The sequence below is a fragment of the Nonomuraea purpurea genome (genome assembly GCF_042650645.1).
In the GTDB taxonomy this organism is placed as follows: domain Bacteria; phylum Actinomycetota; class Actinomycetes; order Streptosporangiales; family Streptosporangiaceae; genus Nonomuraea; species Nonomuraea purpurea.
On record NZ_JBHSBI010000032.1, the window covers coordinates 24,943 to 42,580 of the forward strand.

General features: G+C 71.7%; 15 protein-coding genes. 5 read left to right on the top strand and 10 right to left on the bottom strand.

What is annotated here, in order from left to right:
• Nucleotides 1–3: 3 nt before the first annotated feature.
• The 5 genes from ACFOY2_RS43080 to ACFOY2_RS43100 all read right to left on the bottom strand — a co-directional run bounded on the left by ACFOY2_RS43080 (nt 4) and on the right by ACFOY2_RS43100 (nt 3,947).
• Nucleotides 4–1,479, bottom strand: coding sequence for a hypothetical protein (locus ACFOY2_RS43080; protein ID WP_379533921.1), 1,476 nt, complete (start codon nt 1,477–1,479; stop codon nt 4–6).
• Nucleotides 1,480–1,677: 198 nt separating this feature from the next.
• On the bottom strand, nt 1,678–2,055 hold the full coding sequence (locus tag ACFOY2_RS43085; protein WP_379533922.1) for a DUF2255 family protein: 378 nt from the start codon (nt 2,053–2,055) through the stop codon (nt 1,678–1,680).
• Nucleotides 2,056–2,180: 125 nt separating this feature from the next.
• Nucleotides 2,181–2,681, bottom strand: a complete 501-nt coding sequence (locus tag ACFOY2_RS43090) for a hypothetical protein (RefSeq protein WP_379533923.1) — start codon at nt 2,679–2,681, stop codon at nt 2,181–2,183.
• A gap of 37 nt (nt 2,682–2,718) precedes the next feature.
• A complete protein-coding gene (locus ACFOY2_RS43095; RefSeq protein WP_379533924.1) occupies nt 2,719–3,264 on the bottom strand; it encodes a hypothetical protein in 546 nt (181 codons plus the stop codon).
• Between the two features lie 110 nt (nt 3,265–3,374).
• Nucleotides 3,375–3,947, bottom strand: coding sequence for a TetR/AcrR family transcriptional regulator (locus tag ACFOY2_RS43100; RefSeq protein WP_379533925.1), 573 nt, complete (start codon nt 3,945–3,947; stop codon nt 3,375–3,377).
• A 75-nt stretch (nt 3,948–4,022) separates the two neighbouring features.
• Here ACFOY2_RS43100 and ACFOY2_RS43105 point away from each other — a divergent pair, with 75 nt between their 5' ends.
• Entirely contained in the window at nt 4,023–5,792 is a 1,770-nt protein-coding gene (locus ACFOY2_RS43105; RefSeq protein WP_379533926.1) for an ABC transporter ATP-binding protein, read from the top strand.
• A 9-nt stretch (nt 5,793–5,801) separates the two neighbouring features.
• Here the strand turns inward: ACFOY2_RS43105 and ACFOY2_RS43110 are convergent, their stop codons facing one another.
• Nucleotides 5,802–6,770: a GlxA family transcriptional regulator gene (locus tag ACFOY2_RS43110; protein WP_379533927.1), complete on the bottom strand. Its 969-nt coding sequence runs from the start codon at nt 6,768–6,770 to the stop codon at nt 5,802–5,804.
• A gap of 94 nt (nt 6,771–6,864) precedes the next feature.
• On the opposite strand from ACFOY2_RS43110, the gene ACFOY2_RS43115 reads away from it, so the two are divergent.
• Together ACFOY2_RS43115 and ACFOY2_RS43120 are read left to right on the top strand one after the other, a co-directional pair.
• A complete protein-coding gene (locus tag ACFOY2_RS43115) occupies nt 6,865–7,698 on the top strand; it encodes an alpha/beta fold hydrolase (RefSeq protein ID WP_379533928.1) in 834 nt (277 codons plus the stop codon).
• Between the two features lie 225 nt (nt 7,699–7,923).
• Nucleotides 7,924–10,032, top strand: coding sequence for a SpoIIE family protein phosphatase (locus tag ACFOY2_RS43120; RefSeq protein WP_379533929.1), 2,109 nt, complete (start codon nt 7,924–7,926; stop codon nt 10,030–10,032).
• A gap of 109 nt (nt 10,033–10,141) precedes the next feature.
• Here the strand turns inward: ACFOY2_RS43120 and ACFOY2_RS43125 are convergent, their stop codons facing one another.
• Nucleotides 10,142–11,689, bottom strand: coding sequence for a hypothetical protein (locus ACFOY2_RS43125; RefSeq protein WP_379533930.1), 1,548 nt, complete (start codon nt 11,687–11,689; stop codon nt 10,142–10,144).
• Between the two features lie 141 nt (nt 11,690–11,830).
• Between ACFOY2_RS43125 and ACFOY2_RS43130 the strand changes: the two genes are divergently transcribed.
• On the top strand, nt 11,831–13,180 hold the full coding sequence (locus ACFOY2_RS43130; RefSeq protein ID WP_379533931.1) for a hypothetical protein: 1,350 nt from the start codon (nt 11,831–11,833) through the stop codon (nt 13,178–13,180).
• A 13-nt stretch (nt 13,181–13,193) separates the two neighbouring features.
• On the opposite strand, the gene ACFOY2_RS43135 is transcribed toward ACFOY2_RS43130, so the two are convergent.
• Nucleotides 13,194–14,570, bottom strand: a complete 1,377-nt coding sequence (locus ACFOY2_RS43135) for a sensor histidine kinase (protein ID WP_379533932.1) — start codon at nt 14,568–14,570, stop codon at nt 13,194–13,196.
• A 168-nt stretch (nt 14,571–14,738) separates the two neighbouring features.
• A complete protein-coding gene (locus ACFOY2_RS43140; RefSeq protein ID WP_379533933.1) occupies nt 14,739–15,329 on the bottom strand; it encodes a maleylpyruvate isomerase N-terminal domain-containing protein in 591 nt (196 codons plus the stop codon).
• Nucleotides 15,330–15,538: 209 nt separating this feature from the next.
• On the opposite strand from ACFOY2_RS43140, the gene ACFOY2_RS43145 reads away from it, so the two are divergent.
• A complete protein-coding gene (locus tag ACFOY2_RS43145) occupies nt 15,539–16,732 on the top strand; it encodes a serine hydrolase domain-containing protein (protein ID WP_379533934.1) in 1,194 nt (397 codons plus the stop codon).
• A gap of 106 nt (nt 16,733–16,838) precedes the next feature.
• Here ACFOY2_RS43145 and ACFOY2_RS43150 read toward each other — a convergent pair whose 3' ends face one another.
• Entirely contained in the window at nt 16,839–17,495 is a 657-nt protein-coding gene (locus ACFOY2_RS43150) for an HNH endonuclease family protein (RefSeq protein WP_379533935.1), read from the bottom strand.
• Between the last annotated feature and the right edge of the window lie 143 nt (nt 17,496–17,638).

The window sequence follows — 17,638 nt, forward strand, 5'->3', positions numbered from 1 at the left end:
CCGTTACTTGAACGCCTTCTTGAGCGCGCTCAGCTGCGCGGCGAGGATGTCCTCGTTGCTCAGGTCGCCCTTGGAGGTGAGCTTGGCCGCGTCGATGACCTGGAACTCCGGCAGTTGCATGGTGCCGCAGCAGGCCGTGCGGTCCTGCACCGCGCGCAGGCTGGCCGAGGCGGTGTCGGCGGTCTTGACGTTGGTGACGTCCTTGGCGGTCTTGCCGTCGCCGGTGTAGTCGGCGTTGGCGAAGTCCATCTCGCCGGAGAGCATCTCGGTGAACGGCGTGGGCGAGGTGACCACCTCGCGGACGGCGAACCGGTTGCGCAGGAAGGTGCGGTAGATGTTCGGGTCGCCCTGGGCGGCCGAGATCTGCAGCATCTGGTTGACGACGTCGGCGTAGGTGGCCTTGGTCGCCGGCGCCTTGACGATGGCGTCGAACAGCAGCTTGCACAGCCGGTCCGCGACCTGCATGAGGATCATGGTGGGGCTCTTGAGCGTCTCCTGCTTGGTGCGCTCGTGGGCGTAGATGTCGGCGAGCACGTCGTAGATGGCGCCGGTGAACACCTGCGAGATCGCGTGCACCTCGTTGCCGACCTCGCTCAGCTTGAGGTCGTTGTCGGCGTTGCGCAGGCCGAACGGCATGCCGAGCCCCTTGCCGAACTCCTCGGCCACGCTCGACAGGAAGCTCTTGGCGTGCAGGTTGGCCTTGGTGAGCGCGACGAGCGCCTCGGCCTGGTCGGGCTCCGCCAGCGCCATGAAGATGGCGGTCAGGTCGCCGAACGACTCGTGCAGGCCGCCGGTCTGCGGCGGGTTGTCCGCGCTGAGCCAGCCGGGCTTGAGCCCGTCGAGGATCGCGTGCCCCGTCTCGTGGGAGACGATGTCGAAGGAGCGGCAGGTGAAGATGTCCTGCGTGGCGCCGGTCGGGGTGAAGAAGAGGAACTTCAGCGCCTTGGCCGTCCTGCTGTAGAAGGCGTTGGCGCCGACCGCGGCGCGCGGGAACACGGTGAGCCGGTCAACGTTGCCGCCGGTGTTCCAGGCGAACGGGATGGGGTTGCCGCCATTGTGGCGCTCGTACATCGTCAGCGTCTCGTGGACGACCGCGTAGGTGTGCGAGCAGTCGAACTCCGGCGTGTTGGGGACGAAGATGAAGTCGCCGTTGACGTTGCGCGCCACGGGCGTGGTCCCGGTCAGTTCGGTGACGATCCTGGCATCGGAGGGGCCGCTGAGCACGGCGCTGGGAATGAAGATCGGCCGCACGCCCAACTCGGCGACGGTGGGGTCCTGCTTGTAGATGAGAATTCGGGGCCCGACGATCGGCTGCACCGGCATCGGGGTCGGAGTCGGCAATGGGCGCGGCGGGGAAACCGCCTCCATCGTGAAGGGCGGCTTGAGCATCTGCCGCGTCGACTCGGCCACGGCCACGGCGGCTCCGGCGACTTCCCGGTTATCCGGAAGAGGCTTCTCCTGGAGTTCTTGAATAATCATTTATTTTACTCTTCCCGAATGCGGCCAGAGCCTGGGATTTTGTCGAATTCAGGCAGGCAGCGATAATCGCGGACACGCCTGTTCGGATCCCTCCCCTGCGCCGCACAATCGGCCCCACATGAGATTTCCAAGCTTCTCCCAGACTTGCCGCCCCGGTGTCCCGAGACCCGTGCGGTCCCGGGACGAAGCCGCGGCCGGTCAGCGGGGCAGGAGTTTGAGCGTCGTGGCCCGCGCCTGAGTGGCGACCATGGGGTCGACGTACGTCGGGCCGTAGCGGTGGTACTTGTCCCGGTAGGCGGCCTCGATCCGTTCGTTGACGTCGGGGTCGGCCTCCTCGGTGAAGGTGACGTCCTTCTCCACACCGCCGGCCCTGATGCGCCCCTCGTGGCTGGCCAGGGCGGCGCGGAACCAGGCGCCGTCGTACCCCTTGTAGGAGCGGACGTAGAGGTCGTCGCCGGTGCGGACGACCCAGATCGGCACCGGCTTGCGCAGCGTGCCGTCGCGCCGCCGTGGCGCGATCTCCAGCTCGTCCGCCGCCTCGATCCTGCTGAGCTCCTCGCTCGTCCACGTCGCCATCGACGTGTCTCCTTCCGTCGGTCGGTGATCGCCTGACCAGGCGTTTCCCCTGATCGTCACCGCTGCGGGGCGGGTTTGCGCGGCGGCTCGCCGTCGCGCCCGCCGTCAATCCACGCGGCGGGCCGCTAACCACCCGCGCACGCGCTCAGCCCGTAGGAGAGGGCGAACGAGCGGAGGGCGACCTCGGCGTCGTCCGGGGCGAGCGAGCGCTCGACCACGGCCTCGGCCGCCTCTTCGCGGCCCTCGGCCAGTTCCTTCTCCGCCTGCCCCGCCCACACGGTCAGCCGCGTGGACAGCAGCCGGGCGGGCCGGACGAAGCGGTCGCGGATGAGCCCGTCGTCGCGCTCGGGCGGCCGGAGTGCCTCCAGAGCGGCGACGGCCCGCGTCATCGCGGTGGCGCTGCGCCGCAGCTCGGCGACGGCGTCCTGGGCGGTGGCCGGCGGTTCCCCGTCGGCGGTCGCCGTCTCCCGCCCGGCTGTCAGGCAGACGGCGTCCGCGGCGGCGACGTAGCCGCGTTTGCCTGCCTCGTAGTCGTCCTGCGCGACTGAGATCCGGACGCCGAATCCCGCGCCCACCACGGCGAGCAGGGCGATCACGATGAGAATCGATCGCGAACGAACGGACATGAACGCTCCAAGACAGGAGGAGGGCGGCCCTCAGCGGTCAGCAGCTGATGCGTCGCTGGCCCGAGTAGGTCTTGAAAAGCCAGCGGCCGACACGGTTGGCGGTGGTGGTGCGGTAGAGCTGGCTCCCGCCGGAGCACTTCCAGCTCAGGTTGTGGGTGACGGTATAAGCGGCGCGGCCGTTCTTGCGGGTGATCTTGCGAGCTTTGGCCGACCAGATCCCGAGCCCTCGGTACTGGGAGAGGTGTGTCTCCATTGACCGGAAGTTCCACATGTCGGCCTTGCCGCAGTGGATTATCGAGGAGACACGGATGTGGGCCCCGCTCCTCCACGGCGCGGCCTGGCGGACGTACCCGCCGGAGCCCTTGGCCTGGCCGCAGTACCGGCCGGGGATCTGTCCCGCGGCCGACGCCGAGACGGCCGAGGCGGCGGCGATCTGCGGGGAGGCGGCGGAGGCGCTGCTGTCGCCGGCGGCGTGAGCGGGCAGTCCGAGCGCGAGGGCGGCCGCCACGGCAGCCGGGACGACCAGCGTCCGGCGGGTCAGGTACGCCCTCCTGCCGGGAACGGGCGTCGTCTTCGTGTCCATGTTCTCCCCTTCGTGTCGCCATGCACGTTGTCGAGCTGTTCAGGCGACAGTAGGGAGAGCCGCGTTGAGCACGCGTTGAGAATCCGTTGAGCCCTGGGCCCGGGTCGGGGTCAGGCCCCCGTGGCCGCGATCGACTTCCTGAGCGTGCGCAGGCACAGGGTCATCGAGGTGTGCTTGGAGGCGGCGTTCTCGCGGGTGTGCTGCCAGGCGGCGTAGAGCACGGCCCACAACACCTGCGCCACCCAGGCCGCGGGAAGCTCGGGGTCGATGCTGCCCTCGGCGTGGCCGCGCTCGACGACCCGGGCCAGGGTCCGGTCGGATTCGGTCTCGCTCTCCCAGTCGGTCCACTCGGTGATCTGGGGGTTCTCGAAGGCGAACCAGAGGCCCTCGCCGAGTTCGAAGTACTCCTGGCAGACCCGTTCCAGCGCCTCCATGGCCGGCCCCTCCTCCAGCCGGGCGCGCCGGGTCGCCACCTCGATCTGGTCGAGCAGGTGCGTGCCGAGCGCGGCCATCAGGTCGGAGCGTTCGGGGAAGTGGCGATGGATCGTGGTGCGCCCCACACCGGCCTCGGCGGCGATGTCGGCCAGTGACGCGCCGATGTTCTTGGAGAGCACCGACAGGGCCGCGTCGAGGATGGCGCGCCTGGTCCGTGCCCGTGCGCCGGTGGGGGCAGTTGTGTCCATGGAGCCTACGGTATCGCCCTTTACCACAAGGGAACACGTTTGACTTTTTCGGAACACAACTGTTCCAATAGGGTCATGAATGTCCCTCAAGGGTTCCCGCGGCTCCGCATCCTGTGGTCCTTCGCCCGGCCGCATCTGCGCACGCTCGCGCTCGGGCTCGTGCTCGCCCTGGCGGGCTCCGGGCTGGGCCTGGCCTCGCCCATGGTCACCAAATGGGTGCTCGACGCGCTCGGCACCGGGGGCTCGCTGGCACAACCGGTGCTGGCGCTGCTGGTGCTGCTCGTGTTCGGGGCGGCGATCTCGCGCTGGCAGTGGATCAGGCTGGGCACGCTCGGCGAGAACGTCGTGTACGAGGCGCGGGAGTCGATGGTGCGCCGCTTCCTGCGCGCCACGGTGCCCGCGGTGACCAGGCGTTCCCCGGGCGAGCTCATCACCCGGGTGACCTCCGACACGGTGCTGCTGCGCGAGGCGGCGACCTCCAGTGTGATCGGCCTGATCAACGGGACCGTCATGCTGATCGGGACGCTCGTCCTGATGGCCGTGCTCGACCTGGTGCTGATGGGCGTGACCGTCCTGGCGGTGCTGGTGGTCGTCGTGCTGTTCGCGCTGCTCATGCCCTCGATCGCCAAGGCGCAGGAACGCGCGCAGGAGCACGTCGGCCTGCTGGGCGGCGTGCTGGAGGGCACGCTGCGGGCGATCAGGACGGTGAAGGTCAGCCGCGCGGAGGGCCGCCAGGCCGAACGTATCCTCGGCCACGCCAGGGTCTCGGCCGACCACGGGGTACGCGCGGTGCGCGCCGAGGCGACGGCCTGGACGATCGCCTGGTCGGGCATCCAGCTCGCGATCATCCTGATCCTCGGCGTCGGCGCCTGGCGGGCGAGCGCGGGCCAGCTCGAGGTGTCGAGTCTGATCGCGTTCCTGCTGTACGCGTTCGGCCTGATGAACCCCATCACGGAGCTCAGCCAGAACTTCACCGCCCTGCAGTCCGGCATCGCCGCGGCCGAACGCATCAGGGAGATCGACGCCATGGAGACCGAGCCCGACGTCGTCGCCGCCGCGGTGGCGCCGAGCGGACGTCGCGGCGACGGGCCCGTGCTCGAACTGCGGGGTGTCACGGCCGCCTACGGCCCGGACGCCGGGCCCGCCGTGCGCGGCATCGACCTGACCGTGCCCCGGCGCGGCCACCTCGCGATCGTCGGGCCGTCGGGCGCGGGCAAGACCACCCTGTTCTCGCTCATCCTGGGCTTCCTCGACCCCCGGGACGGTGAGCTGCTCCTGGACGGCCGGCCGTTCTCCGAGCACACCCGCGACCAGATCCGGGCGCGGCTGGCGTACGTGGAGCAGGACACCCCGATCGTGCCCGGCACGATCCGCGACAACCTGCTGTTCGCCCACCCGGACGCGACCGAGCGGGAGATGGCCGAGGCGCTGCGCGAGGTCCGGCTGACCGAGAAGGTCGGCCTGCTCGACGACGGCCTGGACACGCCGCTGACCTCCACGCAGGTCTCCGGCGGAGAACGCCAGCGCATCGCCCTGGCCCGCGCGCTGCTCCGCACGCCGGAGGTGCTCCTGCTGGACGAGGCCACGGCGCAGCTCGACGGGCTCACCGAGGCCGCCATCCACGACTGCATCCGCAACCGGGCGAACGCGGGGGCGGTCGTGACGATCGCGCACCGGCTCTCGACGGTGATCGACGCCGACACCATCGTCGTCATGGAGGACGGGCGGATCCGGGCTCGGGGCGGTCACGAGGAGCTGCTGGCGACCGACGAGCTCTACCGGGAGCTCGTCGCCTCCCTGCGCATCGCCTCCGACCCGGCCCCGGCGGTGACCGCGGAGAGGTGAGCCGGGCGGTCAGGCGGTGCTGGAGTGGGCGCTGCGGAAGCGGGACGGCGCGATGCCGTACTTGGCGGTGAACACCTGGCGCAGGGTCTCGGCGGAGCCGAAGCCGCAGCGCGCCGCCACCCTCGGCATCGGCAGGGAGGTGGAGGCCAGCAGGTGGGCGGCGGCCTCGATGCGGGCCTGCCGGACGTACTGGGCGGGGGTCTGCGCGAGGTGGGTGAGGAAGAGCCGGGTCAGGTGCCGGACGCTGATGCCCGCCTCTGCGGCCAGGGCGACCGCCGACAGGTCCCCGTCGAGGTGGGAGCCGATGTGGTCGGTCACCCGGCGGACCAGGTCGTTGCCGGGAGGCGGCGCGCTGGTGAAGATGCTCATCTGCGCCTGGTTCCCCGGCCGCTGCATGTAGATCACCAGCTCGCGCGCCAGCGTCCTGGCCAGTTCCGCGCCGTGGTCCTCCTCGACCAGGGCCATCGACAGGTCGAGCGCGCTGGTGACGCCCGCCGAGGTGATGACGTTCCCGTCGCGGATGTAGATGGGGTCGGGATCGACTTTGACCGGGGGGTGGCGGGCGGCCAGCCGGTCGGCCCAGCGCCAGTGCGTGGTGACGCGCCGCCCGTCGAGCAGGCCCGCGGCGGCCAGGATGGTCGCGCCCGTGCACACCGACGCGATCCGCCTGCTCTCCCGCGCGATCCGCCGTACGTGGGCGGTGATCAGCGGGTTGGCGGCGGCCTGCTCGTGTCCCCAGCCGCCGGACACGAGGACGGTGTCGAAGGGGCCCGTGACGCGTTCGAGCGCGAGGCCGCCCTGCATCGTCAGCCCCGTGGGGAAGGTGATCGGCCGCCCGCCGGGGGTGACCAGTTTGATGCGGTACGGCACGCGCAGCGACCCGTACTGGTTGGCCATGCCCAGGCTGGTGGTGACGCTGGCGATGTCGATCAGCTCGGCGCCGTCGTACCCGACGACGGCCACCAGACGCTCATCCACGGCCCCAATGTAGTGCAATCCCATCTGGCTCCCAAGATTCCGGACGCCGGATAACCGATTGCCCGGCCGGCGGCCCGCTGGGAGGATCTGCGCCATGCCCGCCTACTCCGCGCCCGACGGCACCATGCTCGCCTACCGCTCGCTGGGGCAGGGCGCTCCGGTGATCTGCCTGCCCGGCGGCCCGATGCAGGACTGCGACTACCTCGGCGAACTCGGCGGCCTGACCGCGCACCGGCGGTTGATCATGGCGGATCCGCGGGGCACGGGCATGTCCGCCAAGCCGGAGGACCCCGCCTCCTACCGCTGCGACCGGCTCGTGGACGACGTCGAAGCCCTGCGCGCGCACCTCGGCCTCGACCGCGTCGATCTGCTGGCCCACTGCGCGGGCGCGAACCTCGCGGCCCTGTACGCCGCCCGCCACCCGCGGCGCGTCGGCAGGCTGGCCCTGATCACCCCGAGCACCAGGGCCGTCGGCCTCGAGGCCACCGGCGAGTCCCGCCTGCGGGTCGCGCGGCTGCGCCGGGACGAGCCCTGGTTCGAGCCGGCCTTCGCGGCCCTGGAGGCGATCGTGGCCGGGGCCGGCGGCGATTGGCAGGCCATCGACCCGTTCTTCTACGGCCGGTGGGACGCGGCGGCGCAGGCCCACCAGGCGTCGCAGGCCGGCCGGCGCAACGACGAGGCCGCGGCCGTCTTCGGCGCCGAGGGCGCCTACGACCCGGAGGCCACCCGCGCGGCGCTGGCCGCCTTCCCCGCGCCGGTGCTGGTCCTGGCGGGTGAGGTCGACCTGAACGCGGTTGCGAGCGTCCTGGCGGAGTTCGCCGGGTTGTTCCCCGACGCGAAGTTCGTCGTGCAACAGGCGGCGGGCCACTTCCCGTGGGTCGACGACGCTGACCGATTCGTGGCCGCGCTCGCGGCGTTTCTTGGTTGACGTTCGGCGCCGCTTGACCCCCGGCTGGCCGGCGGCGGCGCGTGACTTCCCGGGCACTGAACGCGCCGGGGCGAGAATATGCCATTTTCCGGCCAGCAAGTGACCAGGATCCGGCAAGGGATGTTCTTGCCCTCGGCCCGCCCACCATACGGTCGAGTTATGGCGATTCGTCCGTATTTTGGGCTGCAGGGCCGAGCGGGGTAATTCATGTGTACCGCTCAAACCATGCCATGGCATGGGGCCAAGCTCGACGAGGTGCTCCTCCGGTCCGTACGCGAGACCGGAGCGCACATCGGCGTCGTCTTCCTCAAGGACGAGACGGAACCGGTCCTGATCATGGACGCGGTGGTCGGCCTGCCGGCCCAGATCATCCGGCCCTGGACGCGGATCCAACTGGAGACCGGCACTCCGGCGGCGGCCTCCGTCCGTCACCGCCAGCTCATCTGGGTGCCGAACCATCACGATCTCGTCCGGCGTTTCCCCTCCACGGCGCTCGCCACGCCGTACTCCTTCGCCATGGTCGCCGCCCCGATCATGGCCGGCTATCACGCGCGCGGCTCGTTCGTCCTGGTCTGGCCGGAGTCGCGCCCGGACGAGCTGGCCCCCCACGAGCGCGAGGCCATCGCCCACGCCTGTCACGACATGGGCGCCGTCCTGCAGCAGGCGCCCCCCGACGCGCAGCCGTCCGGCCCGACAGGACATCTCCGCGTCCTGGTTCCCGAGCCGGCTCCGGCCCCGGAACGACGTCCCGACCCCGCCGTCTCCGGCTACCTCGACCGCCTGCGAGTCGGCGGCCTCTCCCTGGACCTGCTGGGCCGCATCACCTTCGTCAGCGACACCGCGGCCACGTTCCTCGGCGGCGACATGGCGGAGCTGCTCGGCAGGTCGCTGTGGGAGGTCGCGGAATGGCTGCAGGACCCACTGGTCGAGGACCGCTGCCGGGCCGCGCTGATGACCGGACTGCCATCCTCCTGCTCGGCCCGCTCCCCCGAAGGACATACCGTGGAACTCCACCTCTATCCGGAACCGTCCGGCCTCACCCTGCGCATCACCCCGCTCGAAGCCGACCGGCTCACCCCGTGGCACACGCACGAGCTCGTCGAAGGGCGCGGCGGCCTGCCGCGGGCGCACGCCTCGTTCAACTTCCTCCAGCTCGCCGCGGCCCTGACCAGGGCGCTCAACGTCGACGAGATCATCGACCTGGTCGCCGACCACGTGCTGCCCGTCTTCAAGGCCAAGGCCCTGGCGATCCTGATCGCCGAGGGCGGCAGGATGCGGATCACCGGCTCACGCGGCTACGACCGGGACCTCCTCGCGCGGTTCGACGGCCTGCCCATCACCTCGCGCACCCCCGCCGAGGACGTCACGCGCACCGGCGAGCCCGAGTTCTTCTCCGACTGGCAGGAGCTGAACGAGCGCTACCCGCAGGCCGCGCACTACGACCGGATGGCGGCCTGGGCGTTCCTGCCGCTGGCGGTCCACGACGAGGTCATCGGCGCCTGTGTGCTCGCCTTCCCCGAGCGCCACCCGTTCGGCCCGGAGGAGCGGGCCGCCCTCACCGCCCTGGCCGGGCTGGTCGCCCACGCCCTCGACCGCGCCGTGCGCCACGACACCAAGGACCAGCTCTCCCACTCCCTGCAAAAGGCCCTGCTGCCGCGCAGCCTGCCCGACATCCCCGGCCTGGACGTCGCCGCCTGCTACGTGCCGGCCACCCGCGGCCTCGGCATCGGCGGCGACTTCTACGACCTGATCCGCCTGACAGAAACCTCCGCCGCCGCGGTCATCGGCGACGTGCAGGGGCACAACGTGACCGCCGCCGCGCTCATGGGCCAGGTGCGCACCGCCATCCACGCCAACGCGGTCGCCGGCGCCAACCCCGGCGCGGTGCTCAAGAACACCAACCGCCTGCTCATCGACGTCGACACCGAGCTGTTCACCAGTTGCCTGCTCATCTACGTCGACCTGCAGTTGCGGACGCTGCGGGCGGCCAGCGCCGGGCATCCGCCGCCGTTGCTGCGCCCGCCCAACATGCCCGCCGAGCCGATCGACGTCCCCACCGGGCTGCTGCTCGGCATCGACCCCGATGCCGAGTATCCGACGCTGCAGGCGCCCTTTCCGCCGGAGGCCCTGCTCGCCCTCTACACCGACGGCCTCGTCGAGGCCCCCGGCGTGGACCTCGACCACGGCATCGCCAACCTGGCCGGGCAGCTCCCGCGCACCTCGGAAGATCTCCAGCGGCTGGGCGGCAGGCTGCTCGACCACGTCCCGCACGCCAGCCAGCACGCCGACGACATCGCCCTGCTCCTGCTGGAACACCGCGCCAAACCGGGGTGAGCGCCGGGTACTGCTGACACTGCCCCGGGCCGGCGCTGGTCTGCGCACTCCGGCCGGCCCGAGACAGCGCGTTCTCCGCGTCCGGCGGGACCGCTGGTGTGGGTGCGGGTCACGCACGCGCAGGGTCATAGGGCAGGAAAAGGTCGCGGATGGCCGCCAGGACCCGTTCCGTGGACAGCGCGGCTGAGTGCGGCCCGTCGAACGGGTGCGCCTCGCCCTCGGCGATGCCCTCGTAGGTGGCGATGTCGGCCCCCGGATGGCAGACGACGTCCGGGCCCGGCAGGTTGGCCAGCAGGAACTCCCCGCGTTCCGGATAGGCGTCGCCCGGGTGCGCGCCGTGCCGCACCCACATGAGCCGGTCGGCGGGGTCGAGGCGGTAGATCCCCGGCCCGTGCACGGCCGAGACCCGGACGGGGCCGTCCTCGCGACGCAGCCGGACCTTGACGGAGAAGGGGCCGCCCGACTGGGTGGCGCGCAGCAGCGAGAGCTGGTTGTGCTCGTGCGGGTCGCCGAGCCACGTCACCTGGCCGCCCAGCATGACGGATAAATGCGCCAGCACGAACGGGGGCAGGCCGAGCGACTGCTGGTTGACCGCCGCCACCTCGGTGCTCTCCTGGTGCCGCCACTTGATCGCGGACAGGTAGACCCGTTCGGCCGGGGTGAGGATGGCGTCCAGGCAGAACAGCCCGGCGATGCCGTACCTGCGCCAGGCCCAGACCGCGATCCGCTCCGCGCACTCGATGAGCAGCGCGGCGGCCGGCGTCGGCCAGGGCCGCGACCAGTCGTTGCCGGCGCTCCTCGTCGGGTCGATGCCCAGCTCCGCGATGCCGGTCGAGCTGTGCGAGGGGCGGTCGGCGTACACGCGCACGCCGCCGTCCCTGTCGGGGACGCTGAGCACGGCGATCGTGGCCGGCCAGCCGCTCACGTACGCGGCGACCCGGTACGGGCCGAGCAGCCGGGCCGCGCGGGCCATGTCCTCCTCGTCCGACACGATCACCGTGCCGCGCCCCTCGCCCGCGTACCCCGCCTGCACGACGACCCGCTCGGTGCGGACCGCGCGCCGCAGCTCGGGCAGGCTCGGCAGCCGCTCGGTGTGCACGCACGGGACCCGGGCCACGGCGGGCACGCCCGCCGCGCGCAGCAGGTCGTCGAACAGGTGCTTGGCCTCGATCGTGGCCCGCACGTCCCCGTCGATGGCCGTGACCACCGCGCCGGGGCCCGCCAGCTCGCGCAGCCTGTGGGTGGCGTACCAGGTGAAGACGACCGGCGGCCGGTCGAGCTGGACCAGGTGCCTGGCGGCGTCGTGCCGGGTCCGCGGCAGCCAGCCGTGCCGCTCGGCGATCGAGCGCAGGCGCGTGCGGTCCTCCGCGGCGACGACCACGCCGGGCGTGGCCGGCTCCCACGCCCCGTAGCAGCCGATGCTCAGGGCCGGGCGCAGGGCCTCGATCGCGTCCGGGCCGGTGTAGCCGGTGCGCAGCGCGGTGCTGAACCGTTCGACGGCCACCAGCGGGCGTCCCGCCAGCGCGGCGACCAGCTCGTGGTGCGCCGCCCGCGCCTGGTCGGCGTCCATGCGGACGGGCGTCCTCCTGGCGGCGGGCGCGTGCCCGTTCTCGTCGCCGACGTGCGCCTCACGCCGGTGTCCGCTCAGCCGCTCCATCAGGCCTCCCCTGTCGAGGTCGGGTTCGCGCGCCGTGCGCACTGTTGACCGTGCTCTGTCTTGACGGTGCTCTGTCTTGACGGTGCTCCGTCTCGGGCGCATCGTCGAGGCCACCGCGATGTGAACTGATGTGAAGATGCGATGCCGCCTCCACGCACCCGCCCCGTCGTCAACCGGGCGCTGTCCACGCTCATCGAGCAGGCCGGGTGGACGCACGCCGCGACCGCGCAGCATGTCAACGCCGTCGCGGCGGAGAGCGGTGAGCGCATCCACTACGACCGGTCCGCGGTCGGGCACTGGCTGACCGGGACCGTCCCGCGCCCGGAGGCCGTGCGGGCGGCGGTGGAGGCCTTCCGCCGCCGGCTCGGCAGGCCGGACCTCGGCCCGGCGGACCTGGGATGGCCGGATCGGGACGGCACCGCGCCCGACGACCCCTGGAGCGGCGATCCCGTGGCCCGGCTGGCCGCGTTGGGGGAGGACGACATGCTCAACCGCCGTACCGTGCTGACCGCGGGCACCTTGACGCTGGCCGCGCTGTCCGCGCACGGCGGCGACGCCCGCGCCCGCGCCGCCCCCCGCAGGGCCGGCTCGGGCGACGTCATACGGATCCGGGCCACCACGCGCGGCTTCGCCGACCTGGACGACCAGTTCGGCGGCGGGCACGGCCGCATCGCGGTGGCGGCCTACCTGGCCCGCGAGGTCACGCCGCTCCTGCACGCCACGAACGGCCGCAGCCGCCCCGACCTGTTCAGCGCCGCGGCCGAGCTGTGCTACCTGGCCGCCTACATGGCGATGGACGCCGGGGCGAACGCCCTGGCCCAGCGGTACTACATCAGCAGCGTGCGCCTGGCCGACGAGGCGGGCGACGGGGTGCTGCGCGCGACCGCGTTACGCAGCATGGCCGTGCAGGCGGCCGAGCTCGGCCACGACACCGAGGCCCTGGCGCTGGCCGAGGCCGCCGCCTCCGCGCTGGCCGGGCACGGGCCGCCGCGCACGCGGGCGTGGGTCACCGGGATGCGCGCCGAGGCGCACGCCGCCGCCGGGACCCGCTGGGACGCCCTGAACCTGCTCCGCAGCACCGAGACCCAGCTCGAACGGGCCGACTCCGTGCCCGAGTCGGAATGGACGGGCAACTACCGGCGGGAATCCCTGGAACACCAGATCGGGCTGACCCTCACCCAGCTCGGCGACCACGCGACCGCCGCCCGCCACTTCGCCGCCTCCATGAACGCGCGCCGGCCCGTCGAGCTGCGCACCCGGGCGTTGATCGGGCTGCGGGCCGCGCACGCTTTTCTGCGGGCCGGTGAGGTCGAGCGGGCCGCGGGGACCGTTCTGGAGCTGAGCGAGGATCTTCGGCAGATCTCCTCCGCCCGGGTACGCGATGAGCTGAGCAGACTGCGCGCCGACTGGCAGCCTTATCGCGGTGATCCGGCCGTCACCAGGGCGGATCGGTTCGTGGCGGAGACGGTCCGGCGAACCCGCATCTTCTGACCCGGGTACCGGCTCAGCTCGTCCGGAGTGGGATGCGCACGACGAAGCGGGCGCCGGCGTCGGAGTCCTCGATCGTGAGCGTGCCGCCGTGAGTCCTGGCGATCTCGCGGGCGATGGGCAGGCCGAGCCCGGTGCCGCCGGCGTCGCGGCTGCGGGAGGCGTCCAGGCGGGTGAAGCGCTGGAAGACCGTCTCCCTGTGTTCATAGGCGATGCCCGCGCCGTCGTCGCACACCTCCAGTACGGCCTCCTCGCCCGCGTGCCGCACGGACACGGTGATCTGCGACTCGGCGTGCCGCTCGGCGTTGTCCAGCAGGTTCGTCAGCAGGCGGGCCAGTTGCAGCCGGTCGCCGATGACCACCACCTCCGGCTCCAGCCGGGTGAGCACGTTCTTCGCACGCGGCCTGAGGATCTCCGCGGCGATGAGTTCCCCCAGCTCCACCGGCTCCCGCACGCGTGGGGCGCCCGCGTCCAGCTTGGTCAGCGTGAGCAGGTCGGTGACGATGGCCTGGAAGCGGTCGAGGGTGACCAGCAGCGCGTTGCCCGTCTCGCGCCAGTCCACGTCCTCGGGGTGCAGCAGGGCGTCCTCGACCTGGGCGCGCATGGCCGTGATCGGGCTGCGCAGGTCGTGGGAGGCGTCGCTGGCGAACCTGCGCTGCTGCTCCATCGCCGCCTCCTGCTGGCGCATCGCGGCCTCCAGCCGCTCCAGCGTCTGGTTGCCGGTCTCGGCCAGCGTCCTGATCTCGTCGTCGACGTTCTCGGGGACGGGCAGCCGCAGCCCACCGCCGCCGCCGTCCTCGGTGATCTCGGCCAGCCGCTTGGTCATGCTGCCGACGGGCGCGAGCGTCCTGGCCACCACCCGGGACACCCCCAGCCAGGTCAGCGCGGTCAGCAGCGCCGCCACGATGACCTCGAAGATGATCACCTGCGGGCTGACGTACCAGGGCACCGCATCGTCGAAGGCGTAGACGGTCCAGACGCCGTCCGGCTGGTAGGCGCGCAGGGCAACCACGATCTTGCAGCTTTCGGGGAACGCGGGCAGGTCGCAGAGCTGTGCGACGTCGTTGGCCTGGTTTTCCTTGGGGATCGCCGACGTCTGGCGGGGCGCGCCGGCCAGGCTCGGCGAGGAGGAGACCACTTGTCCCGCCGAGTCGACCACCTGGATGCCGTCGAGCTCGTTGGAGGTCACCACCGTCCTGGGCAACCGGTCCCGCTTGATCATGAGCAGGACCCGCAGGGCCCTGCCGGCCGTGTCCTGCGCCCTGATGCCCAGAACCTCGTTCCGGATGCCGTAGAGGGCGAAGGCTCCGACGACGACGTTCAGCAGCAGCATGGCGATGCTGGCGAGCAGTGCCAGTCGCGTCCGCAGCGACCGGCCCAAACTTCTGATCACACCACACCCCGGTGATCAGGAGATCACACAGAGTGTGTTCACCGCCAATCGCGGGAGATTCCACAACAAATCCGATTTAGAGGCACTCGCCGCCTCCTGTCGGTGAAGCGCCGCCGCCCACGTCCGCGCCCGGCGCGCGGGCGGACGGCGGTCACGGTTCGAACTCCATCAGGCCCTGCCGTCCCACGTGGCCAGGGGCGCGGTGTGCCAGCGCCACCCGCGTGGCCGGGGCGTGCCGGGCAGGTCCGTCCGGCCGTTGGCCCACAGCAGGGTCAGCCAGGCGTCGGCGCCCGGCTCGTGCCAGGGGAACAGCCGGGCCAGCACCCGCCGCGCCGGCTCGGGGCCTGGACGGAAGTCCGCGCCGAGCCCGGTGGCCGCGTCGTAGGTGTGGACGAGGATCTCGTCGCAGGCCATCGCGGCGAAACCGGACGGATCGGAGGCTCCGAACGGGTGGAAGCCCCGTGCGGAATCCGGCATCGCGTCCACGGCGGTGGCGCACAGGTGAGCCGCGGCGGCCAGGCTCGCGATCAGCCGGTCGGGCTCCGGATCGGGCCTCACCTTGATCTCGAACGCGGCCGCGTCCTGCGGCCCGCCGGTCAGGTCCAGCGCGTACCACAGCGGCCCCTGCGCCGCGTGCGCCACCACCGATGCCACGGTGAAGTCGAGTCCGGGGACGGACGCCGTCCAGTCCCGATCGGTGAACTTCCCCAGGAAGCCTGTCGCGAGCTCGGCTGCGGCTCGAACGTCATCGCCACGCATTCATCGTCAGGGCGCGGTGCTCCCACGCCCCGGCCTCCCTTCCGGGTGAAGCCGACTTTCGGCCCCACCCACTCTAGATCCGACCGGAGTCGTAGGCGGCGTGCGACCGCCGTCGCAGGCCAAGATCGTCAGGAGTGAGGACGAGGACGGCGACCGGCGGCTCCACGATGGAGATCGTTTCCATCCCTCCCATCAGAAGGAACGAACGTATGCCACCGACCAACGGCCGCCGTGCCGCGATCGCCCTGCTGATCGCCACGGCCCTGTTGTCTCCCGCACCGGCCGTCGCCGCCACCCCCGAACCCGCCGGCGTGCAGCAGGCACTCGACGCGACCGTGGCGGCGGGCGCCCCCGGCGTCCTGGCGCGGATCGACGACGAGCGCGGAACCTGGATCGGCACCAGCGGCACCGCCGACCTCGACACCCGGGCGCCGGTGCCGCGCGAGGCGCGCTTCCGCGCGGCCAGCCTGACCAAGAGCATGGTGTCGGCGGTCGTGCTGCAGCTCGCCCAAGAGGGCAGGCTGAGCCTGGACGAGCCGATCGGCGAACGACTGCCGGGACATATCGACGGCGACGAGAAGATCACCGTGCGCGAGCTGCTGAACCACACGAGCGGCCTGGCCGACTACATCAACGCCGCCGAGTTCGCCGACCCGGAGCGGTACGGCAAGCGGACCTACACCCCGCAGCGCCTCGTCGCGGAGGCCGAGCGGCTGCCACGGCGGGAACCTGGCCGTTTCGCCTACTCCAACGCCGGCTACATCCTGCTCGGAATGCTCGTGGAGAAGGTCACGGGCCATGAGCTGAGCGCCGAACTCGACAGGAGGATCTTCCGTCCGGCCGGGATGACGCGCTCGTACCTGCCGGTGACCTGGGACGGCATCCGCGGCCCGCACGCCACCGGCTACCATCTGCCCGCCGGCGCGGACCCCGGCGTGCCCGGCTCGCTGCGGCCGATCACGCGGCTGAACCCGTCCTTCGCGTGGGCGGCCTACGGCGTCGTGTCGGACGCCCGTGACGTCAACCGCTTCTACCAGGCGCTCTTCGGCGGCCGGCTCGTCAGCCGGGAGTCGCTGGCCCAGATGCGCACCGGCGTCGCGACTCCGCAGGCCCCGGTGTTCCCCCGGTACGGGCTCGGCCTGGAGTCGGTGGGGCTCACCTGCGGCGAGATGTGGGGCGCGACCGGCTCGATCCCCGGCTACGTGACCTTCGCCTTCGCCGACGACACGGGCGGGCGGCGGATGACGGTGTCGGTCAACGTCCAGCGTAACGATCGGGCGGTCGGGCTGATGCTGCTGGCGGCGGTCGACGCGCTCAACCGCTACTTCTGCGGCGAGCCGTACGGGCGTACGGCCCGGACGGGTGGGGCGTCCGCGGACATCAGGCCGCGCAGCTCGACCTGATGTCGCTGGAGCCCGTGGCCGTCGCCTTCGGACGTCTGGGTCGGCGCGGGTGCCGTCCGGGCGCCGGCCGAGCTGGTCGGGGAGGGCGCGCCGGACGGCAGATGGGTCAGCGGCAGGTGCGCAGCATGTTGACCAGCGCCACCTTCTCCTTGCGGGTCACGAAGAGCCGGTAGTGGTGCTTCACGGAGATCCAGGAGGTCGCGTAGCGGCACCAGTAGCTGCGCCGCTGCGGACGCCAGCTCTGCGGCCCCTTGCCGCCCTTGGCGATGTTGGCGGAGTGGCTGACCGTGATCAGCTCGGGCCGGGTGAGGTCATTGGCGAAGGCCCGCCGGCGCGCCTGGCTCCACCTGCTGGCGCCGGACCTCCAGGCGTAGGCGAGCGGCACCAGGTGGTCGACGTCGACCTGCCGCTCGCTCTTCAACCGCTTGCCGTCGTACGGGCTGTACCAGACGCCCTTGACGGGGTGGCAGGCCGCGTTCTTCTTCACGCGCCGCCCGTCGCGGGCCAAGACGGTCTCGCGCACGTCGCACCTGCCCTTGTGGTTCGCCCAGAGCGGCTGGAACTTCTGGCGGCTGTAACCACGCGACGATAACGCCTTGGCCACCTTCAACTGGGCCAGTTGGCGGCGGGCCAGCGCCCCCGCCTCCGCCTGCGACCGCTTGCGCGCTTCGGCCCCCGCGGGGGAGGCGGCGATGACCGCGCCTATCGGGATGACAAGAAGACTGAGTACGGCCAAGTGGATCGTCCGCCTTAAAAAGATCATGGTTCCACCCATACCAGCTATCGGCGGCGGGCGGCGGCGATACGCGGACCACGCGAAGATCCCGGCACAAGCTATGACGGGCTTGTGATCAAATATCCCTCAGATAGCTACGGCCTCACCGGAGGGACCCGAACGTCGGCCAT